Raw genomic sequence first — 26,667 nt, forward strand, 5'->3', positions numbered from 1 at the left:
TCTAACCCGCCGCGAACTGCGCATTCCGTTGGTCTATCGCTTCCTGCGTTCTGGGGGCAATCATCTCGAGCCCGAAGTCGATCGCCTGTTTCTGGACCTCGTCGATGAATGGACGCAGGCGCGCGTCGTAGTCGCGGAAAGCATCTTCGTGCCGTCCCTCGTGTTCCATGAAGGCATCGGCAAGGGCTGCGGCCCCGACAATCGCCAACGATCCGCCCATGCCGGCAGCAGGCGTTGCGCAATACGCGGCGTCGCCGACCAATGCAACCCGTCCCTTGCTCCAGCTAGACATCCTTATCTGGCTGAACTTGTCGAAATAGAAATTGGGCGAACGCAACGCCTCTGCGATCATCTCGGGGGCGCGCCAGCCTTCGGTCTCGAAATGCTCCCGAATGATGCGGCGCTGCTGTTCGGCATCACGATAGTCGTAGTCGAATTCCTTCTCGGAATAGAAGCAGAAGCAGACATCGGTCTTCCCGTTGTAGGCGTTGAGCATCATCGTCTTGCTTGGCACGTTGTAAATCTGCGTGGTGTCCTGCGGAATCAGCAAGGTGTCGACGATGGCGATCGCGAAGTAGTTCTGCAGGAACAGGGCAAACTCCTTCTCTGGCCCGAAGATCATCTTTCGAAGCGATGAATGACTGCCGTCGCAACCGAACACCAGCTCGAACCGTCCTCGGTTCCCGCCCGAGAATGTCACCTCGACGTCGTCGCAGGACTGCTCGATCGCCGCGATACTGTCGCCAAAGATGCATTCGACCCGACCCTTGATCTTGCCCGATAGCAGTTCCAGAAGGACATCCCGTTCGATCTCATAGTCTTCTGCCTGCGGCAGCGTATGCTGGCCTTCCATCGTCGCGACGACCTGGTCTTGCGCGTTGCGGAACTCCGTTCGCTTCGGCGGCAGGCTCAAGGCGCGTATCTCATCGAGAAGCCCCATGCGGCGGACGATATCGACCGTTCCTTCGCGCACGTCGACGGGCGAACCGCCCTTCTTCAGCCCCTTGGCGACTTCGATCACCGTGACGGTGTAGCCGATCCGATCCATCCAGTAGGCAGTCGAGAGCCCGGCGAAGCTTGCGCCGACCACGAGGACGCGTGCGCCGCCGCCGATAGTTCCTGCTGTCGTGTCCATCATCGGTCCTGTGGGAATTCGTTGGGGTGTCGAGGTCATGGTGATCCGTAGCTGGCTCGGTCACGTGAGCCTCTATACGCCGGACCACTAGGCCGGGGCAAGTTTTAAAACAAGGCGTAGGGCAACCAACATCATCCTGAAATCGCAAGACGCTCCTGGTGATAACGGCGCAGTGCTGCATACCACAACAACGCCGCAACACCGAAACCCGCCAGCAGATACACCGCCCAGGTCTGCGCGTTGATGGTCTCGTGGCGGATCACCTTCAACAGCATCTGGTTCTGCGCCAGAAACGGCACCGCGAAATGCCATAGCTGCGTTTTCAGCGGATACGCCATCAGCGCGTAACCGGGCAGCATCGGCAGCAGCAACAGCCAGGTCATATGCGCCTGCGCTTCCTTCATGCTCTTGGCGGCGGCGGCCAGATAGGTCAGCAGCGAGGTGCCGACGAACAACATCGGCACCAGGATGAAGAGCATCTGCAGCATCGGCACGAAACCGACATTGAGCTGGCGCCCCAGATTCGAGGTGGATAGCTGCGCACTCAGTTTGAATGCCAACAACGTGAGCACTAGCGACACCATGCCGATCACGCAGGCCGCCGCGATCTTGCCGCTGACGATCGCGCTGCGTGGGGCGGGCGTGGCAAGCAAGGGCTCAAGCGATTGGCGCTCGCGCTCGCCGGCGGTGGCATCCAGAATCAACGAGGCGCCGCCCAAAAATGAGGTGATCACCAGCAGCACCGGCAACAGCATCGCCATCATCTGGCCGCGCTTGGCTTCGGCGGTGGCCAGGTCCTGCGCAGCGATTTCCAATGGCCGGCTCACCTGCGCATCGATACCGCGCGCCAGCAACCGCAAAGCACCGACCTGCTGGCTATAACCGCTGAGCGCGGCCTGCAGGCGCATGCTCGGCACGTCGGCCTCGCGCCGCGTGCTGTCCTTGATGACTTCCACCAGCGCCGGCCGGCCTTCGCGCCAATCCTGCGCATAGCTGTCGCTGATGCGCAGCGCCACGTCGACATCCTGGTTGCGAATCGCCGCGGTCAGATCGGCGGGCGCGTCCACCGCGTTGAGCCCTTGCGCAGCCAGAAACCGCACCAGATTCGGTGCGTTGGCGCGACCGAGCGTGGGGATGTCCAGCGGCTTGTCGATCTGCGTGCGCACCCGGCTTTCGCTCAGGGCGCCCATGCCCAGGATCAGGATCGGGTACAGCAACGGCGACAACAGCAACGCCAATGCCAGGGTGCGGCGGTCGCGTGAGATGTCGCGCAGTTCCTTGCGCAGCACGGTCCACAGCGTGGACAACAACGATGTGGTGCTCATGCGTGCAGCCCCTCGTCCGAGCCGATCACCTTGACGAAGGCGTCTTCCAGGTTGTCTTCGCCGGTGGCGGCGCGCAGTTCGTCGGCGCTGCCGGATGCCACCACCGTGCCCTTGGCGATGATGACGATGCGATCGCACAGCGCCGCCACCTCCTGCATGATGTGGCTGGAAAAGATCACGCAACGTCCCTCCGCGCGCAGCTGCTGCAGGAAGCCGCGCATGGCGCGGGTGGTCATCACATCCAGGCCGTTGGTGGGCTCGTCCAGAATCACATTGCGCGGGTCGTGCACCAACGCCCGCGCAATGGCGGTCTTGGTGCGCTGGCCCTGGCTGAAGCCTTCGGTCTGACGGTCCAAAATGTCGTCCATGTCCAACGCCTTGGACAGCAAACCCGTGCGCTGCGCGATCTGCGTGCGCGACAGGCCATGCAACTCACCGAAGTAGGCGATGTTTTCGCGTGCGGTCAGCCGCTTGTAGACCCCGCGCGCATCCGGCAACACGCCGAGCGCGCGGCGCACCGTCACCGGGTCGCGGGCGACATCCACGCCGTCGACAGTGACGCTGCCCTGGTCGGGCGACATCAGCGTGTAAAGCATGCGCAAGGTGGTGGTCTTGCCGGCGCCGTTGGGACCGAGCAGCCCGGTGATCTGGCCATCGCCAGCGCTGAAACTGACCCCATCGACGGCTTTCACCAGCCCGGTCTTGGTCTTGAACGACTTGTGCAGGGTATCGACGACGATCATGCGAGCGCCTCCGTGGCGTGGTCGATGCGGCTCATGGTTCCCATCCGTTGAACGAGGTAAAGGCAGGCACGGTGTTGAGGCTGGCCACGCAGCTGGTATCCAGCGCCTTGGCGTCGGCGGTCTGCAGAAACTGGCTCAGCACCTTGGGCATGCAACCCAGCCGGAACACGCCATGCCCCTGCCCGGGCGCAATCACGTGGCGGCCATTGGGCAGGCCTTGCAGCACCCGTTCGGCGTAGCGTGGCGGTGTCACCGGATCGAGCTGCCCGGAGAGCAGCAACACCGGCAGCGTCGAGCGGAACGGCGCGCTCGCAGCCGCCGGTGCCGGCTTTGATGGCCACACCTTGCACGGTGCGAAGAACATCTCGGCCACCTCGTTGCCCAGCAAGGTGGTGTCCTTCTGTGCGGGTGCGTGATAACGCCCGGCATCTTCGCTGCACAACACCGACCATTGCATCAGGCGATTCATCTGATCGGACATGCCCGATGCGCTCATCTGCGCCAACGCCATCAACGAGGCATAACGGCCTGCGGCGGCTTCGTCCAGCACCAGCGGCAACAGCGAGGCGGTTTCCGGCGCATACGAGAATCCGAACGCCAGCCCCACGACGGTGTCGGCAGTGACCTGCTCATGGCGCACGGCACCTGTGCGCGGGTCGCGATACTCCACGGCCACCGGTGCCTGCCGCAACCGCTCGACCACCTGGCGCAACTGCGTGGCGGTATCCACCGGAAAGCGCTTGGCGCAGGCAGGTTGTTGACGGCATTGCGCCGACTGCAGCGCGATCGCATCTTCGAAGGTGCGTGCGAACTCGCCGCCGATCACCAGATCGTTCGGCGCCACACCATCGATCACCACGGTGCGGGTGTGCTGCGGATAGCGCGCGGCATAGTGCTGCGCCACACGCGTGCCGTACGAGGCACCGATCAGGTTCAACGTTTGCACGCCCAATGCGGCGCGTACCGCGTCCAGATCGCCGATGGCTTCGCTGGTGGTGAAGTAGCGCGGGTCGGCATCGTTGCGCAAACCCTCGGCGCACCTGCGCGCATAGTCGGTCAGTTGCTCGGCGCTGGCCGCGCTGCTGTTTTCCAGGTCCAGCGGCTTGCCGGCCGCATCGCGACATTCCAGCGGATGCGAGCCACCGGTACCGCGCTGATCGACCAGAAAAATGTCGCGCTGCTTGCGCACCTCATGCAGCCCCATGTCCACGATGGCCGCGACCTCGGTTGCCGACTGCCCCGGCCCACCGGCAATGAAGAACACCGGGTCCGGCGTGCTGCCGGCGCCGGCATCGCTTTCCAGCCAGGCGATCTTCAAGGCGATGCTGCGCCCGCTCGGCGCGGCCGGATTTTCCGGCACGCGCAGACTGGCGCACTGCGCTTCGATATTGCCGGCGGCGCCGCCAGAGCTCAACGTGCACGGCGTGAACTGCAGCGCGCCGTAGCGATTGCCCGCGACGCTGCCGGGCGGCGTTGTCGCAGCGGGCTGCTGCGCGGTGTTGCCCGGGGTTGCGGCGGCAGTTTTTCCGGCAACGTCCCTCTCCTTGGCGGGCGCTGCGGCGCGCTGGCATCCGGCAGCCAGCATCGCGACCAGCACTGCCACCACTGTGGATTGCTTGAGCATCGTCATCCTATCTCCTGGTATTCCCTGTCCCCTGACATTGCATGCGGCCATACGTGACCGCTGCAACTAGAGCGTGTTATGTACTTTGAGGTGAGTGCGAAGCGTCCTGTGGCGCGTCGAGGCAAGGCGTGCGCTGCGGCCCAGGCTGCCCGCCTGGGCAAGGCGCGCAACGCGGTATCGGCGCGCCACAGGGCGCTTCCCGGAGGGTTGGCGGTCAGCGGCACGGAGCGCGCGCCGCTGACCGCCAACGCATCTCATCTCAAGGTGCATAACACGCTCTAATGCCCGTCTTCGTAAAGAAAAACGTGCTCGATCGACTCCCCGAACAACCGTGCGATCCGAAACGCCAACGGCAAGCTGGGATCGTATTTTCCGGTTTCCAACGCATTGATGGTCTGCCGCGACACGCCCAACCGCTCGGCCAGCTCCCCTTGCGACCAGCCACTGGCCTCGCGCAATTCGCGCACGCGGCTATTCATGCAAAACGACGCGTATGGATGCTTTTGGTGATGCCATAGATGGCGCACAGCAGCGGGAACACCCACAGCATCGCCGCGCTTGCCGGGATGTCGATCAGCTCGGCGGCCTGCAGAAATCCGGCGGTCATGTACGCAGGGCTGACCAGGCCGGCGGCAATGGCGATCGCTTCCAGCTCGATACGCCGTTGCATCTCGTCCCAATCGCGCACGTAACGCGCCACCGCGCGAATCACCAGCACCACCAGCAATGCCGGCAGCAAGGCAATCAGCACCCGCGCCCAGTTCGGGGCCACGTGCGCAAGCAGGTAACGCCAAAACAGCATCACCGCCACGTACACCAGCATCGGTACGCCGAATTCACGGTAATAGCGGTGTGCCAAGGCAGGGCGGGTGCTGTCGCGCATGTCGCTGCGCGCCAGCCACATCGGCAGCGACAGCAGCATGCACGAGCCACCGATACCGGCGCTAAGCCCGGCGATGTAATTGTTCAAGGGCAGCACCTGCCACACCCCCAGCAGCCCGATGCCGAGCAAGACCAGGCCCAGCAAGAACACCAGCAGCGCGTTGCGCTTGCAGCGGGTCATTTGCACGGCCTCGGCGCAACGGGTGCATGCACGGCGTACTCACTGCGCATACGTCCGGCGACGGTGTGCACAGCACGTTTTGCTGCGCAGCCATGCCCGCATTCCATTTGCTTACGCCGCTGCCGCATCGCATTCGCCTGTCAAGTGCGCTTGACAGGCAAGATGCGCTTGCCGAGTCCTTCTGTCAAGCATCCTTTACACATTCGAGCGGACACATCTGCGTACGTCTCCGTTGCCTGGTCCAGGAGCGGCTAACAACACGTCGCGAGCAGTCGTCAGTGGCTGCAGACGGCGCACAGGAACCGCAGCGTACGCGTGTTACGTCAGGGTTCGCAGCAACGGCGGGACCCGCCTGGCAAGTGCGCAGCCCGTCTGTCAGCCGTTCCATGTCACTTCGTCTGGTCTGCAGTGCTCTGCCGCACTGCGTTACGCTGCCTGCTCGACCTTCAGCGGAAGCGGCAATGCGTTCGGATTTTCTGCAAGCTGCCGATCGATTTCGTGACCACGCATACCTACGGCGTGGACGGCGGCTTTCTGGATGAAAACGGCAAGCAGGACGTCAAATTGTCTGCATCGCCGGATGCCATTGTTGGCGATGTGCGCCGCGTCCATGCACAGATCCAGGCCTCGCCATTCCCGGATCTGCCGCTGTACCTCACCGAGTGGAGCAGCAGCTACACGCCACGCGATTACGTGCACGACAGCTACATCAACGCATCCTACATCCTGACCAAGCTCAAGCAGGTCAAAGGCCTGGTGCAGGGCATGAGTTACTGGACCTATACCGATCTGTTCGAAGAACCCGGCCCGCCGCCTACGCCGTTCCATGGCGGGTTCGGGCTGATGAACCGCGAAGGCATTCGCAAGCCGGCTTGGTTCGCCTACAAATACTTGAACGCGCTCAAGGGCCGCGAGATTCCGCTCGCCGATGCGCATGCATTGGCCGCAGTGGACGGCAAGCGTCTGGCTGCGCTGGTGTGGGATTGGCAGCAGCCGGTGCAGGCGGTGAGCAATACGTCGTTTAATACCGAGCAGGCGCCAGCCACCGACAGCGCACCGCTGCGCATGCGCGTGACGCATGTGCCGGCTGGCACCTACCAGCTGCAGGTGCGCAAGACCGGCTACCGGCGCAACGACCCGCTGTCGCTGGATATCGACATGGGCATGCCCAAGGAGTTGGCGCCGCGTCAGTTGACGCCGCTGCAACAGGCCACGCGCGATGTGCCCCAACAGGATCGTCGCGTGCGCTTGGGCGCCGATGGCCTGGTCGAGATCAGCCTGCCGATGCGCAGCAACGATGTGGTGCTGCTGACACTGGAGCCGACGGCGCGCTGAGCGTGCATGGCACCGGGCCGCGCACTGCAATCGGCCATGCGCGGTCTGCGTCATCGGCACTCCACCTTGATGCAGGCACTCCAGCGCGCGACGCGCCTGTCCGCATCGCGCGCACCGTCTTTGCTGGCGTGAGGCGTGCGATGCGGTTTGTCACCCGCGTTGGCTCACGCGGTTGCATGCGTGAGACGGCCCGCGCATGCCGTACCAGGCGAAGACCACGCACACCTGACTACGCCCGCTCGTCGCGGTGGTCGCGCTTACTTGAGATAGGTCTTGAGGATGGCTGTGATGTCATCCACCGCCAGCTCGCGCTCGCCCAGTGCCTCCGGCGCGGCAACGTGATGCTTCAGATGCGCGCTGAGCAGCTCGACCATCAAGCCCTGCGCCGCGCCGCGGAACGCAGCCACCTGGGTCAGCAACGCGGTGCACTCCACGTCCTGCGCCAAGGCTTTTTCCAGCCCTTCCACCTGCCCACGGATCCTGCGCACGCGCGCAAGCAGTTTGGATTTGTCCTGATTCAGATGTGCCATCGAACTATACCCCCCAGGGGTATTTGGGATACCCTGTGGGGGTACCTTAGCCAGAGCCACCGCCGATGTCGATCACGCACCCCGCGCCGCATTGCACGCAGTCGCACACCTTTGCCAGCGCCAACCCGCTCGCCGAACGCAGCACCCGCAAGGCGGTGATCCTGACCGTGATCATGATGGTGGTGGAGATCGTGGGCGGTTGGACGCTCAACTCCATGGCCCTGCTCGCCGACGGCTGGCATATGAGTTCGCACGCGCTGGCGCTGGGGCTGGCGTTGTTCGCCTATCGCTTCGCACGGCAGCATGCCGGCGATGTGCGTTTCAGCTTCGGCACCTGGAAGGTCGAGGTACTGGGCGGTTACACCAGCGCGATCCTGCTGCTGGGCGTGGCCGGGCTGATGGCGTTCCAGTCGGTGGAACGGCTGTTGACGCCCAAAGCCATCCAGTATCAGGAAGCCACCGTGATTGCGGTGATCGGCCTGCTGGTGAACCTGATCTGCGCATGGTGGTTGCGCGATTCGCATGGGCATGGCCACGCGCATGGTCATCCGCACGGCCACGCGCACGCGCATGACAGTCATGGCCATGCGCACACGCACGGACATCATGGTCATGGTCATGGTCATGGTCATGGTCATGGTCATGGTCATCACCACGATGCGCACAGCGATCTCAATCTGCGTGCCGCATATCTGCACGTGGTGGCCGACGCGGCGACCTCGGTGCTTGCGATTGTGGCGCTGGTGGCCGGCATGCACTGGGGCGTGACCTGGCTGGATCCCATCATGGGCATTGTGGGTGCGGTGCTGGTCACCGTCTGGGCCTGGGGCCTGCTGCGCAGCACCGGCAGCGTATTGCTGGATGCGGAAATGGACGCACCGGTGGTAGCAGAAGTGAAGCAGGTCATCGCCGAGCTTCCCCATGCGATCGACATCGCCGATCTGCATGTCTGGCGCGTCGGCAGCGAGCGATATGCCTGCGTCGTCAGCCTGGTCACCGCAGCCGATATCGACGCGCAGCTGGTGCGCAACGCACTGCAGATCCACGAAGAACTGGTGCATGTCACGGTGGAGCTGCAGCGCCCGCCGGCGCTTCGGGCCGCAATGGCCTAGCGCCGCAGCAAGGCGGCGCCGCGCCGCCTGTCGTCACAGCGCACAGGCAGGGGCAGGCCGCGGGCGCGCCGCCTGCATGCCGCCTCAGACCTTGGGCGGCGTGGAGCTGACGTACTTCTCGCGACGGATCTGCGCACTGGGCAGCCCGGCCACCTTCAGCGCCTCCAGGCAGGTGTCCACCATGTCCGGGTTGCCGCACAGGTAGGCGATATCGTGCGCGGCATCGGGTGCGAACGCGGCCAGATGCTGCTGCACATAACCATGCCGCACATCGGCATGCGGTTGGGCGGGCAACTCGCGTGAGAAACACGGCACGTAGCGGAACTGCGGATGCGCCTCGGCAAACGCGCGGAAATCCTCGCCGTACAGCAGCTCGGCCGGCGTGCGCGCGCCCTGCAGCAGGACCACCTGCACGCCACGGGTGGCGATCGCCTCGGCCAGCAACGGCAGCATCGACCGGTACGGGGTGACCCCGGTGCCGGTGGCGATCAGCACATAGCGCTGGTTGTGGTCGCCCGGCTGCAGGCAGAGGCGGCCGTAGGGCCCGCTGGCCAGCAGCTGGTCGCCGATCTCCAGGCCTTCGAACAGCGCCGTGGCCGAGCCGCCGGGCACGAAGCTCACCGCGATCTCCACCGCCTCGCCCGGCCCCAGCGCGTGGTCGTGGATGGTCGCCAGCGAATAGCTGCGCTTGGTCGGCGTGCCATCGGCGTAATCGAAATGGATCTGGATGAACTGGCCGGGCTGGAAATCCAGCGGCTGCCCGTCGTCACGCACGAACTGGCAGTGGGCCACGGTGGGCGCAATCATGCGCCGGTCGACAAGCTTGAGGGGGAATTGAACGGGCACGAACGTATTTGGGACAGTCTGTGATCGGGGCAAACCCCAACGGGCTTCTATAATAACGGGCTGCAACTCGCTGCGCCGGCACCCTGGCGCGAAGGACCATCTTGAATTCACCCTCTCCCATGGCGCCCGCCCTGCGCGTGTGCGACCTGCGCAAGACCTACGACAACGGCACCCAGGCGCTCAAGGGCGTGTCGCTGGACGTGGTTCCGGGCGATTTCTTCGCCCTGCTCGGCCCCAATGGCGCCGGCAAATCCACCCTGATCGGCATCATCAGCTCGCTGGTGAACCTGTCCGGCGGGCAGGTTGAGGTGTTCGGTACCGACCTGGTCACCCATCGCAGCGAGGCGATGCGCCTGATCGGCCTGGTGCCGCAGGAAATCAACTTCAACCTGTTCGAAAAACCCTTCGACATCCTGGTCAACTACGCCGGTTTCTACGGCATGCCGCGGCGCGAGGCCGAGGCGCTGGCCGAAGTGGAACTGCGCCGCGCGCACCTGTGGGAAAAGGCCCAGGTCATGAGCCGCACGCTCTCCGGCGGCATGAAGCGCCGGCTGATGATCGCCCGCGCCATGATGACCCAGCCGCGCCTGCTGATCCTGGACGAACCCACCGCCGGTGTGGACATCGAGATCCGCCGCGACATGTGGCGCGTACTCAAGGACATCAACGCCGCCGGCACCACCATCATCCTGACCACCCATTACCTGGAAGAAGCCGAGCACCTGTGCCGCAACCTGGCCATCATCAACCACGGCCAGATCGTCACCCAGGGGCCGATGCGCGAGCTGCTGGCCAAGCTCGACGTGGAAGGTTTCCTGTTCGATATCGACGGTGACCTGCCCGCGCAGCTGCCGGCGATCGAAGGCACCACGCTCACCGCCATCGACGGCCATACGCTGGATCTGGACATGCCGCGCGCCATGGACCTCAACCGCGTGTTCGCCGCACTGGGCGATGCCGGCATCCGGGTGCGCTCGATGCGCACCAAGAGCAACCGGCTGGAAGAATTGTTCGTTCGCCTGACCGGGCCCGGCGAGACCCTTGCCGACCCGGCCCCTGCGGCAGCGGCGCCCGCGCGCCCGGCAGGTCACCCATGAGTCCTTCGGAGCCGTCGATGTCCGCCACGCCCGCCACACCCCGCCAACGCAACTGGATTGCGCTGGGCACCATCGTGCGCCGCGAAGTGCAGCGCATCCTGCGCATCTGGGGCCAGACCCTGGTGCCGCCAGCCATCACCATGACGCTGTACTTCCTGATCTTCGGCCGGCTGATCGGCTCGCGCGTCGGCGACATGGGCGGCTACAGCTACATGCAGTTCATCGTGCCGGGCCTGGTGATGATGAGCGTGATCCAGAACAGCTACGGCAACATTTCCTCCAGCTTCTTCGGCGCCAAGTTCGGCCGCCATGTGGAAGAGCTGCTGGTCAGCCCGATGCCCAACTGGGTGATCCTGTGGGGCTATGTCTCCGGCGCGGTGTTGCGCGGGGTGATGGTCGGGGCAATCGTGCTGATCATCGCGATGTTCTTCACCCCGGTGCGTATCCCGCATCCGTTCGTCACGCTGACCACCGTGCTGCTGGGCGCGATCATCTTTTCGCTGGCCGGCTTCGTCAACGCGGTCTATGCCAAGAAGTTCGACGATGTGGCGATCGTGCCCACCTTCATCCTGACCCCGCTGACCTACCTGGGCGGCGTGTTCTATTCGGTCAAACTGCTACCCGGCTGGGCCGAGGCGGCCACCCATGCCAACCCGATCTTCTACATGGTCAACGCCTTCCGCTACGGCCTGCTCGGCAGCTCGGACGTACCGATCTGGGTCGCCTACGCGCTGATGCTGGGCTTTGTCGCGGTGCTCAGCGCACTGGCGCTGTGGCTGCTGAGGCGTGGTGTGGGGTTGCGGAGCTGACAGTGCAGTTCAGCGACTACATCGTGTTTGTGGATGAAAGCGGCGACCACGGGATGGCCACCATTGACCCGGCCTTCCCGCTGTTCGTGCTGTCGTGCTGCTTGATCAGCAAACGCGATTACAGGGCTGCAGTGGTACCGGCCATTCAACGAATCAAGTTCGCGACGTTCGGCCACGATGCCGTGGTGCTGCACGAACGCGAGATACGCCGCGATATCGGCGCGTTTTCGGTGTTGCGTGATCGCCAGAAGAAACAGGCGTTTATCGATGCCCTGACAGATGCGTTGGCGTCCGCACCGATGACCATTTTTTCTGCTGTTATCGACAAGCGTCGCCTTCAGGATCGCCAGCGCGGGGAAAATCCTTACGAAATCTCGATGCGTTTCTGCCTTGAGCGGATGTACTACAAGCTCGGCAAACAGGGCCAGGTCGCGCAACGCGGGGCAGCATTGACCACGCACGTTCTGTGCGAGGCACGTGGACATAACGAGGATCAGGATCTGGAATTGGCATTTCGCCGCATCTGTGGCGGCGACAATTTTTCTGGTGTCGAAATGCCATTCGATCCGGTGATCTGCGACAAGAAAAGCAACGCGATCGGACTTCAACTGGCTGATCTGGTCGCGCGTCCAATCGGTATGCGGCAGTTGCGCCCCGACCAACCCAATCGCGCGTGGGATGTCATCGAGCAGAAGCTGGACAAGGATGCGACTGGCCGTTACCTCGGCTACGGATTGAAGTGCTTCCCATAAAACAAAAGGCCCCGGCGATTCTGCCAGAGCCTGATGCCGACCGAGAATCCCCGATCCGGTCGCCAGCTTAACACCCTGCCCCGACACGCTCCAACCATCAAGCTGAACGGAGATTTTGATGCATATCCTCATCCTCGGTGCCGGTGGCACCGGCGGTTATTTCGGCGGGCGCCTGGCGCAGGCCGGTATCGATGTCACCTTCCTGGTGCGCGATGCGCGCGCGGCGCAGCTGCAGGCCGAAGGCTTGCGCATCCGCAGCCCACTCGGCGATGCACAGGTGCCGGTGGCGCATGTCACCACGCAGGACTTGCCGGCGTTGGTGGCGCAGCAACCGTTCGATCTGGTGATCCTCAGCTGCAAGGCCTATGACCTGGACAGCGCGATCGAGGCGATTGCGCCTGCGGTGGGCGCGCACACCACGGTGTTGCCGATCCTCAACGGCCTGCGCCATTACGCAGCACTGGACGAGCGTTTCGGCGCGGCACGGGTGCTGGGCGGGCTGTGCTTCATCAGCGCCACCAAGGGCGAGCACGGCGAGATCCTGCATCTGGGCAAGCCGGCATCGCTGACATTCGGCGAGCGCGATGGCAGCGCGGATTCGGCGCGCGTGCAGGCGTTTGCCGCGGCGTGCACGCAGGCCGGCATCGACCATGTAGCCAGCGCGCAGATTGCGCAGGAGCAGTGGATCAAATACAGCTTCCTCACCGCGCTGGCGGCGGCCACCTGCCTGATGCGCGCGCCGGTCGGGGCGATCGTCGCCACCGACGATGGGCGGGCCTTGATCAACGGCCTGTACAACGAATGCCTGTGGGCGGCCGACGCGGCCGGGCAGTCGATCCCGGAAGCTGCGCGCGCCAAGGCGCTGCAGACCCTGCTGCAGGTGGACTCCCCGCTCAAGGCCTCGATGCTGCGCGACCTGGAAGCAGGCCAGGACGTGGAAGCAGCGCAGATCGTCGGCGACATGCTCAAGCGCGTACGCGAAACCGGCCGCAATGCACCATTGTTGATGGCGGCGCATGTGCATCTGCAGGCGTATCAGGTGTTGCGGCAGAGCTGATGGGGATGGCGGGCGACTGTGCGCATGCGACGCATGCCTCGCCCCCATCCGCCCTTCGGGCACCTTCCCCCGCAAGCGGGAGAAGGGAGTGATCGCTACCGCTGCATGACTGGCAGAACGGCCTGCGTACTCCTACGCCACTTGGCCCCGGCAGATCCGTCTCCCGCGTGCGGGAGAAGGTGGTGCGAAGCGCCAGATGAGGGCGCATCTGCTCGCCGTGGCCTTTGCGCCGCCGCGTCGACCTTCTTGCCACTCCACCGCCTAGCTCCGGTAGATCCCTTCTTCCGCATGCGGAAGAAGGTGGCGCAAAGCGCCGGATGAGGCCGGGTGTGCCTGGCGTAGCCTTCGCACCGCCGCGACGCCACGCACACGATGCTCTGCATCCCTCCATCGCCGTCATCATCATGAAGCTGCTTAGCCACCTGTTCCGTGCCGGTCATTTCGTAATCCTGGCGTTCTTCGTGCTGTGCGCGGTGGGTCTGGTGGCGATGGCCGGGTTGGAGTTGTGGCATGGCTTTACGCCGGGCGGCGACATGGTGGTACGCGACCGCTTCAACGTGGTGCTGGAGGCCATCGGCCTGCTTACCGTGGCACTGGTGACGCTGGAGCTGGGCCAGACCATCTTCGAAGAAGAGATCCTGCGCGATGTCAAAGTCAGCGGGCCCACGCGCGTGCGCCGCTACCTGTCGCGCTTTTTCGTGGTGATCGTGATCGCGCTGGCCATCGAGACGTTGGTGTCGATCTTCGAGCTGATGCACGACGACCCGGCCAAGCTGCCGTATGCGGCCGCGGTCGGCTCATGCGCAGCGTTGCTGCTGATCGCCTGGGGCGTATTCGTCAAGCTCAATCGCAGCGCCGAAGAGCTGGAGCCCGAAGCGATGGAAGAGACCAAGCGCGAAGACCGCGAGGTCGAGGAATAAGCGCAGCCAGCCGAAGCGCAGTCAGCCGGCGACGGCTGGCAACGGCGTCACCGCCGTCGGCTTGCCATCGGCACCGAGCGCAATCATCACGAAGTGGCCGCGCGTACACAGCTCGCGTGCGCCGCTGAGCAGGTCCTCGGCGATCAGTTCCACTTCCACCTTGATCGAGCTGCGCCCCACCGACACCACGCGCGCGACGGTTTCCACCATCTGGCCCTGCCGGATCGGCAACTTGAAATCCACCTGATCCGAGCGCGCAGTGACTACCGCACGCCGCGCATAACGCGACGCCGCCAGAAACGCGGCCTTGTCCATCCACGCCAACGCCTGTCCCCCGAACAGCGTGCCCATATGGTTGGTGTGGTTGGGCACACGATCTCGGCCATGCGGGCTTCGATCGGTGGCACGGATGTGGCGCTGGTCATGAGGCGGTACCGAAAGAAGAAAGGAAAGGCAGCACGATCAGCTGTGCAGCGTCGGCAGGAAGCTCAGGTCCATGGAGTAGCGCGCTGCGCGCTGCGGGTCGACGAACACGCGCAGCGCCTGCCCATCACTCAGGAACGGCTGCGGATCGGTCCACAGATTTTCGCTGCGATACTCGGTTAGCGTGTTGTGCGTGCGGTCGTGGCGTTGGGCAAGAATGCGAAACGGATGCTTGCCGTTGACCTCCAGCGAGGTATTGAGCTCGACCTCAACGAAGCTCGCTTCCACCACCGTGCCATGCCGGCGCAACCACGCGGCGCGGCGCGCATGCCACACGCGATAGCCGAGGATGCCTCCGCCCACGCCACCAAATGCCACACCCAACCGCAATAGGATCCAGCGCGCCTGATTTGGCAATAGCGCCGCACCGGTCAACAGCCCCAGCCCCGCCAGCAGGAAGCTCCAGGCGACGATGGTGACGGTCGTGCGCATTGCTGTCTGCGATGGACAGCCGGCATGCTCACAGGCCGTTGCGTACCGCCGCTTCCACCTGCGCCGGCGACTGGAAGCCAGGCAGCCGCGCCACCTCGCTGCCGTCGCGGTATAGCGCCAGGGTCGGCGTCTGGCGCAGGCCCAGGTCGCGGAAGAAGTCCTCGCCCACCACCTCCAGCTTGACCTTCAACAAGGCCACGCCATTGGCGGCATCGCTGTTGGCGAACTTGTCCAGCGACATGTCCAGCATGCGGCAACCCGGGCAGTTGTCCTTGTAGAAATCCACCAGCGCACGCGGATGCGCGGCCAGGGTCTGGGTGTAGTGCTCAGGCGACGTGACGGTAATGGTCTGCATTGGGATCGTTCTTGCATTGGGCCAGAACCGTATCGGTCCAGGCGACGATGGCCTGCGCGTCGCGCTGGCCGTGGGGCATCTGTTCGATGGTCAAACACGGGAACGGGCTGTCGAAGAAGCGCGCGATGCGATGCACCGCGCCGCAAAAAAATTCTTCGCCCCACTGCGTTTCGCCCGTCCCGAAGACGGCAACACGCGGCGGCTTGCCCAACGTCTCGACCAGCTCGACGATGAAACGTTTCATCTCTGCCGGCGTGCGGCCGCCGTTGCTGGTCCAGCTGCCAAGCAGAAACAAATCGTACTGCCCGGGCGCATGTGGCACCTGGTCAAGCCGCTGCACATCGGTTTCCAACCAGGTCACCGTGTGACCGGCCACCTCGCAGTGCAGCGCGACACTGCGCGCCACATCACGGGTGTTGCCGCTCAACGATGCCAGGGCCAGCAAAATTTTCATACGGTTCGAGTTACTTATCCGACTACTAATTTCAACTCTTCGAGCCTAATAGCCATGGCTTCATTACTGACGCCGAAAAGTTCAGCCAATGATTTAAAATTTTGCCCATTGAAACTAGCAGCACCCGCCAGATGCCGAGAAACATGACGAAGTGTTGGGAAAAGCTCTTCAACCTCCCATAGAGGCCGACCCATCAGCGCAAAAGAAGTCTGCTCATTAAGCGCAAATGGTCCGAGGAACCGCCAACCGAACTCTTCGCACACAAGCCGTTCTGGCATCAAAAAAATAGTTGCAAACGCATCAGCCTCGCGCTCGACGGGATTTCGCCCAATCTTCGCCCCCTTAAGAGGACGATCGCGATGTAGACCAGATAGATGTGGATGGAGAACCGCGTGCCCGATTTCATGAGCTGCAGTGAAGCGAGCAACGCTAGGCTCTATGTCTCGGGCAAGCTTAATCGTTCGACTAGCCTGGTCAATCAAGCCAGCCACAGCGATTTGCCTCCGACCTTGCATCATCCAACCGAGACTCGGTACTTCCTGAAATTCATAACCGAGTATTTTTGCTGCTAGCTCAGGTCGTAGAAGATCGATCGGCCGATGCCGAGAACCAAGTCCAAACTCATTCCTCCTGTTCCAAAGGTCGCGATGGAGAGCGCGCACAGCAAGCTTGATGGAGTCATCATTGTGAGATTTATCGACGTTGACCCTACGGCCTACGTCCCTGTCAGCATAACGATAAGGATTTTGGTAATGAGCAAGCTCCCATGCGCCTTCCAGTTCCTCGATGTGCGCGTACTGATTTCCAAGCAGAATTCTGCTTGCGCTAACCTCTCCGTCGATTTTGTTACCCATGACTACCTCAAAGTGAGATGAGAAGAGGCTAGCTTTCAAACAAAAAATCTGAAAGAGCTACAACCAACCTTACAAATCGTCGAAGCCGTTATCCGAGTTGGTCTTCTTGTAGCTGGCATTGCGCATCTCGAAGAAGTCGGTCTTGGTCTCGGTGAAGTTGTCGGCGTAGGCCTTGATCCACGGCATCACGTTGTCGTTGGCGCCTTCGTACAGCTTCTCGATGCCGAGCATGCCGGCCATCTTGTTGGCGCGGTACTTCACGTAGCGGATCATCTCGTCGACGTCGATGCCGTCGATGCCGTCCAGCACTTCGGCGGTCCACACCGTTTCCAGATCGATCGCGTGCTCGAAGGCCTTGTGCACGTAATCGGTGAGCTCATCGCCCTGCAGCGCCTGGTTCTCGCCGATGATGGCGCGAATCAGCTCGCTGATGAACTTGGAATGGGCCAGCTCGTCGCGGTTGATGAAGCTGATGATCTTGCCGGTGCCGGTCATGCGGTTCTGGCGGACCAGATTGTAGAAATACGCAAAGCCGGAATAGAAGTTGATGCCTTCCAGGATCGAGGACTGGATCAGCGCGCGGATCAGCGTTTCAGCCGTCTTGTCGCGCAGGAAGTCGTCGTAGGCGCCCATGATCGGTGCGTTGCGCTTGATGATGGTCGGGTGCGTGCGGGCAAGCTCGAACACGCGGTTCTGGTCAGCCAGGCCGGTGATCGAGGCCAGCACGTAGCTGTAGCTCTCGTTATGGATCACTTCCTGCTGGCCGATGATCGCGGCATTGGCATGCGCAGCCGGGTCGGTGATGTATTCGGCGACGTTGTAGATGAAGCGCGTCTGCGGCGAATCCAGCGTGGCCAGCAAACCGATGATCGAATCGTAGGCATTCTTTTCGCGCGCCGACAGCTCGTTGTACTGGCGCGCGTCGCCCTTCATGTCCACCTCGTCAGGGATCCAGAAGTTGGTCGACAGCTCCTTGTAGGCCCGATAGAAGGACGGGTACGGGATGTCGTTCCAGTTGAGGATGCCGGAGGTTTCGCCATTGATGATGGCGGTGGAGCGGTTCGGGTGACGCGGCTCCAGGATCTTGATGCGCTCAAGCGGTGTTGCGGACATGTGGGTCTCTACTCGTGTTCCGGGCAGTCGCCCGCGTGACGCGGGGACGGCGGCAGCAATCGTTCTGGAGGAAAGCCCCCTGAGTCAGGGGGCGCGCCAAAGGCGCGGGGTGTGGGAGCTGATGAAGCAGGGTCCACAGTTCGCAACGCGAACTGTGGAAGCGAAAGCGCGAATGCGCTTTAGCTACTGCACCACTCGCACTCGCTGATATCGATATCGTTGGAGCGCACGTAGTACGTGGTCTTCAAACCTTCGCGCCAGGCGGTCATGTGCAGATCCAGCAGCGTGCTCGCACGGATGGTGCTGGGCACGTAGAAGTTGAAGCTGATCGACTGGTCGATGTGGCGCTGGCGACGCGCGTTCTGGCGCACGCTGGCGAACTGGTCGACATGGTAGGCGCCCTTTTCGTAGTACGGCCAGGTTTCCAGCGACAGGCCGGGAGCGGCGACAGGACGACGGAAGTCCTTCTTTTCCTCGTAATAGAACGCGCTGTAGATCGGATCGATCGAGGCGGTGGAGCCGGCGATCTGCGCGGTGCTCATGTTCGGCGCAACTGCCAGCATCCAGGCATTGCGCACGCCGTTGACCGCCACCTGCGCCGACAGCTCCAGCCACTGCGGGCTATTGTAGTCGCGCGCACGGAAGTACTCGCCGGTGTGCCAGTCGCTGCCGCGAAACACGCTGTAGGTGCCCTTTTCCTTGGCCAGCTGCATGCTCGCCTGGACGGTCAGGTAGTTGATGCGCTCGTACAGCTCGTCGCTGTAGTCCTCGGCTTCCTTGGCATTCCAGTGGATGCTCTTTTGCGCCAGCAAATGGTGCCAGCCGAAGGTGCCAAGGCCAATCGCGCGGTACTTCTGATTGGTGATGGTGGCCTGCGGTACGGGGAGCTGATTGAGATCGATCACGTTGTCGAGCATGCGCACCTGGATCGGGATCAAGCGCTCCAGCACGTCGGCGCCCAGCAGATCGGCCTGGTCGTCCTGCGCGATGATCGCGCGGCCCAGGTTGATCGAGGACAGGTTGCACACGACGAAGTCGCCCGCTTTCTTGGTGGTGACGATCTGATTGCCGCTGATGATCTCCTGCATCATCCGCGTGGGGCTCATGTTCTGCAGGATCTCGGTGCACAGGTTGGACGAATAGACCATGCCCTCGTGCTTGTTCGGGTTCTTGCGATTGACTTCATCGCGATAGAACATGAACGGGTTGCCGGTTTCCAGCTGGCTGACCATGATGCGCTTGAAGATTTCGATCGCCTTGACCGTCTTGCGCGTGATGCGCTCGTCGGCCACCACTTCTTCGTACTTGCGACGGAAGCTGCTGTTGGCATCGCCCTTCTTCTCATCAAAGAAGTCCTGCAGGTACCAGCCCTTGATGCGCTTCACTTCGTGCGGGTCGAACAGGTACCAGTCGCCGCGACGCTCGACCGCTTCCATGAACAGGTCGGGGATGCACACCGAGGTGAACACGTCGTGCGCGCGCAGACGCTGGTCGCCGTTGTTCAGGCGCAGATCCAGGAACGACTCGATATCGCGGTGGAAGATGTCCAGATAGACCGCGATGGCGCCCTTGCGCTGGCCCAGCTGATCCACCGACACGGCGGTGTTGTTGAGCTGCTTGATCCACGGCACCACGCCGCCGGAGGAATTGGACACACCGCGGATCGCCGAACCCGACGAACGCACATAGCCCAGGTACGCGCCGACGCCGCCGCCGTGCTTGGACACGCGCGCCACGTCGGTGTTGGAGTCGTAGATGCCCTGCAGGCTGTCGTCGACGGTGTCGATGAAGCAGCTCGACAGCTGGCCGCCGACCTTGCCGGCATTGGCCAGCGTCGGGGTTGCCACCGTCATGTACAGGTTGGACAGCGCCCAGTAGGCCTCGCCCACCAGCTGCATGCGGCGCTCGCGGCTGCCCTTGCCGGTGCCGATCTCGTCCTGCATCAGGTACAGCGCAATCGTCAGCCAGCGTTCCTGCGGCAGCTCGAACACGCCGCGCGAGTTGTCGGTGGCCAGGTAACGGGTGGCCAGCAGATACAGGCCGTTATAGGCGAACAGCTTGTCGCGCTCGGGCTCGATCATCTTGCCGGCTTCGATCAGCTCGTCCTTGGAATAGCGGCGCAGGATGTCGTTGGAATAGACATTGCGGTCGGCCAGGCTTTCCTGCAGGCCCACGAACGAACCGTACTTCTGGCTGGCGTCGTAGAACCGGTTGCGGCTGGCGCGCTTGTACAGGCGGCGCAGGTACAGACGCGCAGCGAAGTGCTCCCACTCCGGGGTGGTCAGATCGACGCGGGCTTCTGCCTCGCGGATCAGGTGGTCGACCAGGTCGTCGGCGTTGACGCTGTCCTTGCGTTCGACAAAGCCGAACACCGAGCGCTTGTAGTCGGCCACGTCCAGCAGCGGGAATTCGGCGTGGATCTGGTCGATGGCGCGCTCCAGGCGCTCCGGCTCGAACGGAATCTTGCGATTGCCCGCTTCCTTGGTGATCCAGGTGGAGACGTTTTGTTCTTCGATGGTCTGTGCGTGCATTGCAATGGCTTGGCGGGGAGGCGGCACAACATCCGACGGGTCGGTGGATTCCGGCGCGCCGCAACCGGGCGCGCTGACACTGGCGGGAGCGCTGGTGGGTGTTGCGGTACCGGCGGCGATCGCGGCAAGGGTGTCGTTGGTGGTCATGCGTCCTCCATGCGTAGGCACACGAACCCGTTCGGGACGGGCTGCGACCGGATCCGGACTCCCTGGACAGCGATGACGGTGCGGGGCGAGCGGCACGCAAGACAGGAGTCTGCGGCGCATCGCCATCACCAGCCATCTCCTTACCGGAGATTCCACGGCCGCCACCGCGCGGTGTGCTGTCGCGAGGTGGTCGGTGGCGAAACAACCGCGGCGCAACAAGACCACGCCGCCGCGTCCAGGCCGAGGCCCGGATGGCTTGTAGTCTCTAAGTGCGACCGCTGCAAGGAGGCCCTCGACAGCGGCCCCGCCGCGATACGTGCTCCCACTGGTCCGGCCGCCTTGTGCGACCAACCACCGACTGCCCCAAGATAGTGGGGTCCCGGTGAGGGGTCAACACATAATGTGGGAAAAACCCGCAAACCCTTGTGGCGCAAAGCGCTGTCTGACGAACGGTCGATTCGGCCTCGCGGACTGCCCAATCCGGGTGCGCAGTCAAGGCCTGAGCGAGCGTTTTTGCTGACTGGTTGGGTCCGGTCGGGGTGGCTGTGACAGGCAGCGATATTGAAGCCGGTCACAGTTGGTCTTGCCGGTTGCTCGTTGAACCATGCACGCCGACCATCTCAACCGGTCTTCGCCTGCCCACTGTCGGGGGACCCTTGGCGGCATGGATGCCGTGCCAGGGCTACAAGGACGTACTTGCAGCGTGTCCTGCGATGGTGGGTGGGCAAGGGCCCAGCAGCCTCGGTCGAGCGCGCGGTGCCCTCACCGCTTGCGGGACACGCCGTTAACCCATCCATGGGGGCTCGGTGGCGGCATCCATGCCGCCAACGGTCCCGCAATCGGCAAGGACACCGCACCAGACAGTTGGTCGGTGGCCGCGTGAACGCTGTTTGTAGCGCGTTGCGCATCCGGTGTTGAGCCGGCGCGTCATGACCGAACAATGCGCACCAATCACGGCTCCTACTGAGCACACCGACCATCTCGACTGGTCCTTGCCCGCTCACTATCGCGGGACCTTGAGCGGCATGGATGCCGCGCCAGAGCCTCCATGGACGGATTCACGGCGTGTCCTGCGATGGTGGGCGGGCAAGGGCCCTGCAGCAACGGCACAGACGATCCGCTCTCTGCCCGATCTGTCCGTCATGAGCAATCAGATAGCGACGCCTGCATCGTGCCTATCGTGATCGCTTGGCGATCTTCAAGTCTGATTGAGGGCGTAGCGGCCTCAGATCTCGGTCGGGCCGACGTGGTGGCGCTTGCGGTAGCGGATCGAGGACCACACCGAGGCGGCGATGAAGGCCACCCCGATCAGGCCGGTCAGCACTTCCGGCACGTGGTAGACGGTGCCCACCAGCATGATGATCGCCAGTACGCCGATGGCGTAATGGGCGCCGTGCTCCAGGAACACGAACTCGTCCAGGGTGCCCTTGTGCACCAGGTAGACCGTCATCGAGCGCACGAACATCGCGCCGATCGCCAGGCCCAGCATGATGATCACCACGTCGCGGGTGATGGCGAACGCACCGATCACACCGTCGAACGAGAACGAGGCGTCCAGCACTTCCAGATACAAGAACGCGGCGATGCCCGAACGCTTGGCCGGGCCCATGCCGTCTTCGCTCTCTTCGGACTCGAACAGCGCATCCACGCTGCCGACCAGCAGATACAGCAGGATGCCGCCCAGCCCGGCGAACAGCACGCTCTGGAAGATGACCTCGGGCAGGAACAGCTTGGTGCACAGCAGGACCGTCACCGCCACGATCACCGACATCGCATCGGCCTTGCCCAGCTTGCCGACCAGCCGCTCCACCGGGCCCAGCCAGTGCAGCTTGCGCTCCTGGTCGAACAGGAAGTTCAGGAACACCAGCAGCAGGAACATGCCGCCGAAGGCGGCGATGGACGGGTAGTTGTCGGTCAGCACCTGGCTGTAGCGCTCCGGCTCCTTCAGCGCCATCTGCATCACCGGCACCAGGCCCATGCCGGTGGCGACCGAGACGATCACGATCGGGAACACCAGGCGCATGCCGAACACCGCGATCAGGATGCCCACGGTGAGGAACAGCTTTTGCCAGAACGCGTTCATGTGCTTGAGCACACCGGCATTGACCACCGCGTTGTCGAACGACAACGACACTTCCAGCACGCTCAGCACCAGGCATAGCCACAGCGCCTGCCACAGGCCCATGGAGGTGGTGTGGCCCCACCAGGCAGCAACGCCCAGGCAGACGGCTGTAACCAAGAACGACATTCTGAAATCGCGAAACATTGACACTCCCAGGCGGGCCGAGACGACAGCCGAAACAACGGGCCAGGGCAAGGCCCGGCAGATCCGGCATGCGGTGAGGAGGGGGAACCGCGGCGTGACGCGAAGGTCAGGCCGGGCGCGGCTCGCCCATTATAGGGAGTGTCACCGCCATCAGGGTCGCATCGTCCGGATCCGGGCGTACCCCGAAGCCCAGGCTCTGGCACATCGCCAGCATGGTGCGGTTCTCGCGCAGCACCTGGCCTTCGATCTGCTTCAGGCCCAGCCAACGCGCGTACTCGATCATGATGCGCATCAACTGCCAGCCGATGCCATGGCCCTTGAGGTCGGAGCGGATCAGGATGCCGTACTCGCCGCCCTCGTAATCGGCGTCGGCATGCAGGCGCACCGCGCCGAGCATGTCGCCGGTCTTGGGGTCGATGGCCACCAGCGCGATCGACCGCGCGTAATCGAGCTGGGTCAGCCGCGCGATGAATTCGTGGCTGAAATGCTTGACCGACTGGAAGAAGCGCAGCCGCAGGTCCTCGTCGGTGACCCGCGCGAAGAACGCGCGGAACAGCGCATCGTCTTCCGGGCGCACCGGGCGCACCAGCGCGTGGGTGCCATCTCCCAGGCCGATCTGGCGCTCCCATTCCTTGGGGTACGGAAAGATCGCAAAGCGCGGATGGCCGCGGCCCTTGTGCAGCTTGCGCGCCGGCGCCACCGCCACGCGCGCGTCCAGCGCAATCACGCCATCGCGGTCGGCCAGCAGCGGGTTGATGTCCAGCTCGGTGATTTCCGGGATGTCGGCCGCCAGCTGCGCCAGCTTGACCAGCACCAGCGCCACCGCGCGCTCGTCGGCGGCCGGCACGTCGCGATACGCCTTGAGGATGCGCGAGACGCGGGTGCGGCCGATCAGCTCGTGGGCCAGGCGCAGGTCCAGCGGCGGCAAGGCCAGCTCACGGTCGTTGATCACTTCCACAGCAGTGCCGCCGCGGCCGAACACGATCGCCGGGCCGAACACCGGGTCGTCGGCAATGCCGGCGATCAGCTCGCGCGCCTTGGGCCGCAGCACGGTGGGTTGCACGATCACCCCTTCGATCAGCGCGTTGGGGTGCGCGGCGCGGGCACGCGCCAGGATGCCGGTGGCCGCCTCGCGCACCGCCGCCACGCTGGACAGGTTGAACCGCACGCCATCCACGTCGGACTTGTGCGCGATCTCGCTGGACAACACCTTCAGGGTGACCGTGCGGCCGACTGCCAGTAACGGGTCTGCCAGCAATGCGGCTTCGTTGGCGGTGGCGGCCACCTGCAGCGGCACGATCGGGATGCCGTAGGCGGCCAGCAGCCGGTTGGTGGCCACCGGGTCCAGCCAGCGCCGCCCGGCCGCCAGTGCCTCATCGACCACGGTGCGGGCGATGCCGGCATCCACCACGAAGTCTTCCGGCAGGCTGGGCGGGGTTTCCATCAGCGCCGCCTGCGCCTCGCGATAGCGCACCAGGTGGGTGAAGCCGCGCACCGCATCCGATTCGGTGGCATAGGTGGGCACGCGCGCGGCGTTGAGCGCGGCGATGGCCGCATCGTCCTGGCCCAACCACACCGCAAATACCGGCTTGTCGCGCTGATAGCGGTTGCGCTGGTCCAGCGCGCGGGTCAGCGCCTTGGCCGCATCGGCAGAGGAAGTAAACGCAGTGGGCACGTTGACCACCAGCAGCGCGTCGTTTTCCGCATCGTCCAGCAGCGCTTCGATCGCCGCGGCGTAGCGCGCGCCATCGGCATCCACAATGATGTCCACCGGATTGCTGCGCGACCAGCCTTCGGGAAGCGACTGATCCAGCCGCTCCAGCGTCTTGGGCGACAACTCAGCCAGGGTGCCGCCGCGCAGCACCAGCTGGTCCACCGCCAGCTGCCCCACCCCGCCGCCATTGCTCAGGATCGCCAACCGCCGGCCGGGGAAGCTGCCGAGCCGGCCCAGGGTTTCGGCGGCGGCGAACAACTCGTCCAGCGCGCCCACCCGCAACAGGCCGGCACGCGCGAACGCGGCGCCATACACCGCATCCGAACCGGCCAGCGCCTGCGCGTGGGTGTCGGCATTGGGGTTGATGCGGAACTGGCGCCCCGATTTGACCACCACGACGGGTTTGGCACGCGCCGCCGCACGCGCGGCCGACATGAACTTGCGCGCATCGCCGATGCGTTCGACATACAGCAGGATGGCGCGGGTACGGTAGTCGGTGGCGAAATAATCGAGCAGGTCGCCGAAATCCACATCCAGCGTATCGCCCAGCGACACCACCGCCGAAAAGCCGACCGAACGTGCCACGCCCCACTCCACCAGCGCGGCGGCAATGGCGCTGGATTCGGAAATCAACGCCAGGTCGCCGGCCTGCGGGCAATGCGCGGCGATGCTGGCATTGAGCCGCGCGTGCGGCGCGATCACACCCAAACAGTGCGGGCCGAGGATGCGCATGCCTTTTGCCCGCGCAGCCGCCTCCATGCGTGCAGCGGGCGAGCCGGGCCCGTGCCCCAGGCCGGCGGTGAGGATGATCGCCGCGGCCACCCCGCGCCGCGCCGCGATGGAGACGATGCGCGGCACGATGCGCGCCGGCGCGGTGATCACCACCAGATCCGGCACCCACGGCAGATCGGTCAGCCGCGCCACCGTGCGCACGCCATCGATTTCGGTATAGCGCGGGCTCACCCAACCGATCTGGCCAGGGAAGCCGGCCGCGCGCAGGTTGCGCACCACCGCGCGCCCGGCCGAGCGCTCACGCGGGCTGCCACCCACCACTGCCACGGTGCTGGGGCGAAAGACCTGCTGCAGGTGGTAGGTACTCATCGTGCGGGGGACGCGGAAGCCATCGCGCTACGGTACACGCACTGGCGTGCGAGGGCATGGGGCAAGGGGGGCGAACGCGGAGTGGCGGTGGCCGATGGGTGCATGCAGGCCCTGCAATCAGGGACGCGGCGCAGCCGTCTTGCGGCATGGCCATCATCGACAATCGTTCGAGCGGTTTGCTGATAACCGTTCGCGCTGGCGATGTGTTGGTTGGTTGGGCAGTGCAGCACTGCCTGCGCCGGCGTGATGTCTTCCGCAGCGCGTTGCTGCGGCAAGCCCGTTGATGCCTGACTACTTCGACAATGTCGAGGTCGACGTGCTGCAACGCTCGGCGCCGTAGGCCACCGAATAAGATTCGTCGTAGCACTTGAGCAGGCCATCGACGACATCCAGATTGGGTGGCCAGCGCGCCTTTATCTCGGGCCGGCCCGATGTCGCCGGCAGGATCATGTAGCCATCCTGCAAGGGCGGCATGTCCTTGTCCTTCGGATACGGGACCGATGCAAGTCGCGCCCGTGCGGCTTCCACGCCGGCGCGGTCGCGTTTGAGGAACGCGATCATTGCGGCGACGTACGGATTCCACCCCGCAGCATCCTGATCGGCAGGCTTGTAGGATTGTTCGAACAAGGCGATCGCCTGCGCCGATTGCCCGGCCTCTGCACGCATCTGGCCTTCGTGCCAGGTCACCACGCCACCGGTAATCGCATGCGCCTGGCGGTAGTCGCGCAGCAGGTCGGCCGCGGCCAGCGCGCAACCGGGACGGTCGGAAATCGTGCGCCAGCCGCCCTGCAGATCCTGATCGAAGGCGTTTTCATCCAACGCCAGCATCGCCGCACGGTCGTAGCTGCACCCTGCAGGCTGGGCTGGGC

At 64.0% G+C, this 26,667-nt stretch carries 24 protein-coding genes, 1 other RNA gene and 2 pseudogenes; 8 read left to right on the forward strand and 19 right to left on the reverse strand.

All coding sequences use genetic code 11. From position 1 onward, the window contains the following. Window position 1 precedes the first annotated feature (1 nt). The 7 genes from M3O59_RS19635 to M3O59_RS19665 form a co-directional block, all read right to left on the reverse strand. Window positions 2-1,174: an FAD-dependent monooxygenase gene (locus M3O59_RS19635; protein WP_220375922.1), complete on the reverse strand. Its 1,173-nt coding sequence runs from the start codon at window positions 1,172-1,174 to the stop codon at window positions 2-4. Between the two features lie 92 nt (window positions 1,175-1,266). After that, entirely contained in the window at window positions 1,267-2,460 is a 1,194-nt protein-coding gene (locus tag M3O59_RS19640; protein ID WP_064629020.1) for an ABC transporter permease, read from the reverse strand. Next, complete coding sequence (locus tag M3O59_RS19645) at window positions 2,457-3,203, reverse strand: ABC transporter ATP-binding protein (protein ID WP_116904826.1); 747 nt, start codon at window positions 3,201-3,203, stop codon at window positions 2,457-2,459. The genes M3O59_RS19640 and M3O59_RS19645 overlap by 4 nt, the downstream gene beginning before the upstream one ends. Window positions 3,204-3,234: 31 nt before the next feature. Continuing rightward, window positions 3,235-4,833 (reverse strand): alpha/beta fold hydrolase, encoded by a 1,599-nt coding sequence (locus tag M3O59_RS19650; RefSeq protein ID WP_116904825.1) that lies wholly within the window; start codon window positions 4,831-4,833, stop codon window positions 3,235-3,237. Between the two features lie 272 nt (window positions 4,834-5,105). Further along, a complete protein-coding gene (locus tag M3O59_RS19655) occupies window positions 5,106-5,306 on the reverse strand; it encodes a helix-turn-helix transcriptional regulator (RefSeq protein ID WP_064629013.1) in 201 nt (66 codons plus the stop codon). After that, complete coding sequence (locus M3O59_RS19660; RefSeq protein WP_116904824.1) at window positions 5,303-5,890, reverse strand: hypothetical protein; 588 nt, start codon at window positions 5,888-5,890, stop codon at window positions 5,303-5,305. The genes M3O59_RS19655 and M3O59_RS19660 overlap by 4 nt, the downstream gene beginning before the upstream one ends. A 249-nt stretch (window positions 5,891-6,139) precedes the next feature. Beyond that, window positions 6,140-6,214: non-coding RNA, sX9 sRNA (locus M3O59_RS19665), on the reverse strand. 156 nt (window positions 6,215-6,370) lie between these two features. On the opposite strand from M3O59_RS19665, the pseudogene M3O59_RS19670 reads away from it, so the two are divergent. Beyond that, window positions 6,371-7,225 (forward strand): annotated as a pseudogene (locus M3O59_RS19670) (GH39 family glycosyl hydrolase); the annotation flags it as partial. Between the two features lie 257 nt (window positions 7,226-7,482). Here the strand turns inward: M3O59_RS19670 and M3O59_RS19675 are convergent. Then, a complete protein-coding gene (locus M3O59_RS19675; RefSeq protein ID WP_064629010.1) occupies window positions 7,483-7,755 on the reverse strand; it encodes a metal/formaldehyde-sensitive transcriptional repressor in 273 nt (90 codons plus the stop codon). A 65-nt stretch (window positions 7,756-7,820) separates the two neighbouring features. Here M3O59_RS19675 and dmeF point away from each other — a divergent pair, with 65 nt between their 5' ends. Continuing rightward, a complete protein-coding gene (gene dmeF / locus M3O59_RS19680; RefSeq protein ID WP_116904823.1) occupies window positions 7,821-8,867 on the forward strand; it encodes a CDF family Co(II)/Ni(II) efflux transporter DmeF in 1,047 nt (348 codons plus the stop codon). Between the two features lie 84 nt (window positions 8,868-8,951). Here dmeF and M3O59_RS19685 read toward each other — a convergent pair whose 3' ends face one another. After that, complete coding sequence (locus M3O59_RS19685; RefSeq protein WP_181920405.1) at window positions 8,952-9,779, reverse strand: ferredoxin--NADP reductase; 828 nt, start codon at window positions 9,777-9,779, stop codon at window positions 8,952-8,954. Between the two features lie 35 nt (window positions 9,780-9,814). Between M3O59_RS19685 and M3O59_RS19690 the strand changes: the two genes are divergently transcribed. The 5 genes from M3O59_RS19690 (at window position 9,815) to M3O59_RS19710 (ending at window position 14,348) form a co-directional block, all read left to right on the forward strand. Beyond that, window positions 9,815-10,810 carry an ABC transporter ATP-binding protein gene (locus tag M3O59_RS19690; RefSeq protein ID WP_064629004.1) on the forward strand — a complete coding sequence of 332 codons (996 nt, stop codon included), beginning with the start codon at window positions 9,815-9,817 and terminating at the stop codon, window positions 10,808-10,810. Further along, window positions 10,807-11,619: an ABC transporter permease gene (locus tag M3O59_RS19695; RefSeq protein WP_181920404.1), complete on the forward strand. Its 813-nt coding sequence runs from the start codon at window positions 10,807-10,809 to the stop codon at window positions 11,617-11,619. The genes M3O59_RS19690 and M3O59_RS19695 overlap by 4 nt, the downstream gene beginning before the upstream one ends. Beyond that, window positions 11,583-12,371, forward strand: a complete 789-nt coding sequence (locus M3O59_RS19700; RefSeq protein ID WP_116904820.1) for a DUF3800 domain-containing protein — start codon at window positions 11,583-11,585, stop codon at window positions 12,369-12,371. Before M3O59_RS19695 ends, M3O59_RS19700 begins: the two co-directional genes overlap by 37 nt. 118 nt (window positions 12,372-12,489) lie before the next feature. Further along, a complete protein-coding gene (panE, locus tag M3O59_RS19705; protein ID WP_116904819.1) occupies window positions 12,490-13,428 on the forward strand; it encodes a 2-dehydropantoate 2-reductase in 939 nt (312 codons plus the stop codon). Window positions 13,429-13,832: 404 nt separating this feature from the next. After that, complete coding sequence (locus M3O59_RS19710) at window positions 13,833-14,348, forward strand: hypothetical protein (protein WP_064628997.1); 516 nt, start codon at window positions 13,833-13,835, stop codon at window positions 14,346-14,348. Between the two features lie 21 nt (window positions 14,349-14,369). On the opposite strand, the pseudogene M3O59_RS19715 reads toward M3O59_RS19710, so the two are convergent. The 9 genes and pseudogenes from M3O59_RS19715 to M3O59_RS19755 all read right to left on the reverse strand — a co-directional run bounded on the left by M3O59_RS19715 (window position 14,370) and on the right by M3O59_RS19755 (window position 25,798). Then, a pseudogene (locus M3O59_RS19715) lies at window positions 14,370-14,773 on the reverse strand (acyl-CoA thioesterase). A 37-nt stretch (window positions 14,774-14,810) separates the two neighbouring features. Next, entirely contained in the window at window positions 14,811-15,263 is a 453-nt protein-coding gene (locus M3O59_RS19720) for a hypothetical protein (RefSeq protein ID WP_064628995.1), read from the reverse strand. A 28-nt stretch (window positions 15,264-15,291) separates the two neighbouring features. Beyond that, on the reverse strand, window positions 15,292-15,618 hold the full coding sequence (locus tag M3O59_RS19725; RefSeq protein WP_054318877.1) for a thioredoxin family protein: 327 nt from the start codon (window positions 15,616-15,618) through the stop codon (window positions 15,292-15,294). Continuing rightward, window positions 15,590-16,072, reverse strand: a complete 483-nt coding sequence (locus tag M3O59_RS19730) for a flavodoxin (protein WP_116904818.1) — start codon at window positions 16,070-16,072, stop codon at window positions 15,590-15,592. The genes M3O59_RS19725 and M3O59_RS19730 overlap by 29 nt, the downstream gene beginning before the upstream one ends. Before the next feature lie 14 nt (window positions 16,073-16,086). Continuing rightward, window positions 16,087-16,926 carry an ImmA/IrrE family metallo-endopeptidase gene (locus tag M3O59_RS19735; RefSeq protein WP_249047034.1) on the reverse strand — a complete coding sequence of 280 codons (840 nt, stop codon included), beginning with the start codon at window positions 16,924-16,926 and terminating at the stop codon, window positions 16,087-16,089. 69 nt (window positions 16,927-16,995) lie between these two features. Further along, the gene (locus tag M3O59_RS19740; protein ID WP_064628986.1) at window positions 16,996-18,039 is read right to left on the reverse strand and encodes a ribonucleotide-diphosphate reductase subunit beta; all 1,044 of its coding nucleotides are present in this window, start codon (window positions 18,037-18,039) and stop codon (window positions 16,996-16,998) included. Window positions 18,040-18,218: 179 nt separating this feature from the next. After that, a complete protein-coding gene (locus M3O59_RS19745) occupies window positions 18,219-20,717 on the reverse strand; it encodes a ribonucleoside-diphosphate reductase subunit alpha (RefSeq protein ID WP_116904815.1) in 2,499 nt (832 codons plus the stop codon). 1,225 nt (window positions 20,718-21,942) lie between these two features. Beyond that, window positions 21,943-22,983 (reverse strand): DUF475 domain-containing protein, encoded by a 1,041-nt coding sequence (locus tag M3O59_RS19750; RefSeq protein WP_064628982.1) that lies wholly within the window; start codon window positions 22,981-22,983, stop codon window positions 21,943-21,945. Between the two features lie 106 nt (window positions 22,984-23,089). Next, window positions 23,090-25,798, reverse strand: coding sequence for a bifunctional acetate--CoA ligase family protein/GNAT family N-acetyltransferase (locus M3O59_RS19755; protein WP_064628981.1), 2,709 nt, complete (start codon window positions 25,796-25,798; stop codon window positions 23,090-23,092). Window positions 25,799-25,944: 146 nt separating this feature from the next. On the opposite strand from M3O59_RS19755, the gene M3O59_RS19760 reads away from it, so the two are divergent. After that, the gene (locus M3O59_RS19760) at window positions 25,945-26,082 is read left to right on the forward strand and encodes a hypothetical protein (protein WP_181920403.1); all 138 of its coding nucleotides are present in this window, start codon (window positions 25,945-25,947) and stop codon (window positions 26,080-26,082) included. Between the two features lie 7 nt (window positions 26,083-26,089). Here the strand turns inward: M3O59_RS19760 and M3O59_RS19765 are convergent, their stop codons facing one another. Then, on the reverse strand, window positions 26,090-26,626 hold the full coding sequence (locus M3O59_RS19765) for a hypothetical protein (RefSeq protein ID WP_249047033.1): 537 nt from the start codon (window positions 26,624-26,626) through the stop codon (window positions 26,090-26,092). Between the last annotated feature and the right edge of the window lie 41 nt (window positions 26,627-26,667).

Source organism: Xanthomonas nasturtii, from assembly GCF_023337365.3.
Lineage (GTDB): Bacteria > Pseudomonadota > Gammaproteobacteria > Xanthomonadales > Xanthomonadaceae > Xanthomonas > Xanthomonas nasturtii.

What these genes read in the sequence shown, in the direction of transcription:
- M3O59_RS19745 (WP_116904815.1), bottom strand. Translation starts at nt 20,717, where the DNA reads ATGACCACCAACGACACCCTTGCCGCGATCGCCGCCGGTACCGCAACA.
- M3O59_RS19640 (WP_064629020.1), bottom strand. Translation starts at nt 2,460, where the DNA reads ATGAGCACCACATCGTTGTTGTCCACGCTGTGGACCGTGCTGCGCAAG.
- M3O59_RS19635 (WP_220375922.1), bottom strand. Translation starts at nt 1,174, where the DNA reads ATGACCTCGACACCCCAACGAATTCCCACAGGACCGATGATGGACACG.
- M3O59_RS19750 (WP_064628982.1), bottom strand. Translation starts at nt 22,983, where the DNA reads ATGTTTCGCGATTTCAGAATGTCGTTCTTGGTTACAGCCGTCTGCCTG.
- panE (WP_116904819.1), top strand. Translation starts at nt 12,490, where the DNA reads ATGCATATCCTCATCCTCGGTGCCGGTGGCACCGGCGGTTATTTCGGC.
- M3O59_RS19650 (WP_116904825.1), bottom strand. Translation starts at nt 4,833, where the DNA reads ATGACGATGCTCAAGCAATCCACAGTGGTGGCAGTGCTGGTCGCGATG.
- M3O59_RS19740 (WP_064628986.1), bottom strand. Translation starts at nt 18,039, where the DNA reads ATGTCCGCAACACCGCTTGAGCGCATCAAGATCCTGGAGCCGCGTCAC.
- M3O59_RS19710 (WP_064628997.1), top strand. Translation starts at nt 13,833, where the DNA reads ATGAAGCTGCTTAGCCACCTGTTCCGTGCCGGTCATTTCGTAATCCTG.
- M3O59_RS19655 (WP_064629013.1), bottom strand. Translation starts at nt 5,306, where the DNA reads ATGAATAGCCGCGTGCGCGAATTGCGCGAGGCCAGTGGCTGGTCGCAA.
- M3O59_RS19720 (WP_064628995.1), bottom strand. Translation starts at nt 15,263, where the DNA reads ATGCGCACGACCGTCACCATCGTCGCCTGGAGCTTCCTGCTGGCGGGG.
- M3O59_RS19695 (WP_181920404.1), top strand. Translation starts at nt 10,807, where the DNA reads ATGAGTCCTTCGGAGCCGTCGATGTCCGCCACGCCCGCCACACCCCGC.
- M3O59_RS19760 (WP_181920403.1), top strand. Translation starts at nt 25,945, where the DNA reads ATGGCCATCATCGACAATCGTTCGAGCGGTTTGCTGATAACCGTTCGC.
- M3O59_RS19735 (WP_249047034.1), bottom strand. Translation starts at nt 16,926, where the DNA reads ATGGGTAACAAAATCGACGGAGAGGTTAGCGCAAGCAGAATTCTGCTT.
- M3O59_RS19725 (WP_054318877.1), bottom strand. Translation starts at nt 15,618, where the DNA reads ATGCAGACCATTACCGTCACGTCGCCTGAGCACTACACCCAGACCCTG.
- M3O59_RS19660 (WP_116904824.1), bottom strand. Translation starts at nt 5,890, where the DNA reads ATGACCCGCTGCAAGCGCAACGCGCTGCTGGTGTTCTTGCTGGGCCTG.
- M3O59_RS19675 (WP_064629010.1), bottom strand. Translation starts at nt 7,755, where the DNA reads ATGGCACATCTGAATCAGGACAAATCCAAACTGCTTGCGCGCGTGCGC.
- M3O59_RS19755 (WP_064628981.1), bottom strand. Translation starts at nt 25,798, where the DNA reads ATGAGTACCTACCACCTGCAGCAGGTCTTTCGCCCCAGCACCGTGGCA.
- dmeF (WP_116904823.1), top strand. Translation starts at nt 7,821, where the DNA reads ATGTCGATCACGCACCCCGCGCCGCATTGCACGCAGTCGCACACCTTT.
- M3O59_RS19645 (WP_116904826.1), bottom strand. Translation starts at nt 3,203, where the DNA reads ATGATCGTCGTCGATACCCTGCACAAGTCGTTCAAGACCAAGACCGGG.
- M3O59_RS19730 (WP_116904818.1), bottom strand. Translation starts at nt 16,072, where the DNA reads ATGAAAATTTTGCTGGCCCTGGCATCGTTGAGCGGCAACACCCGTGAT.
- M3O59_RS19765 (WP_249047033.1), bottom strand. Translation starts at nt 26,626, where the DNA reads ATGCTGGCGTTGGATGAAAACGCCTTCGATCAGGATCTGCAGGGCGGC.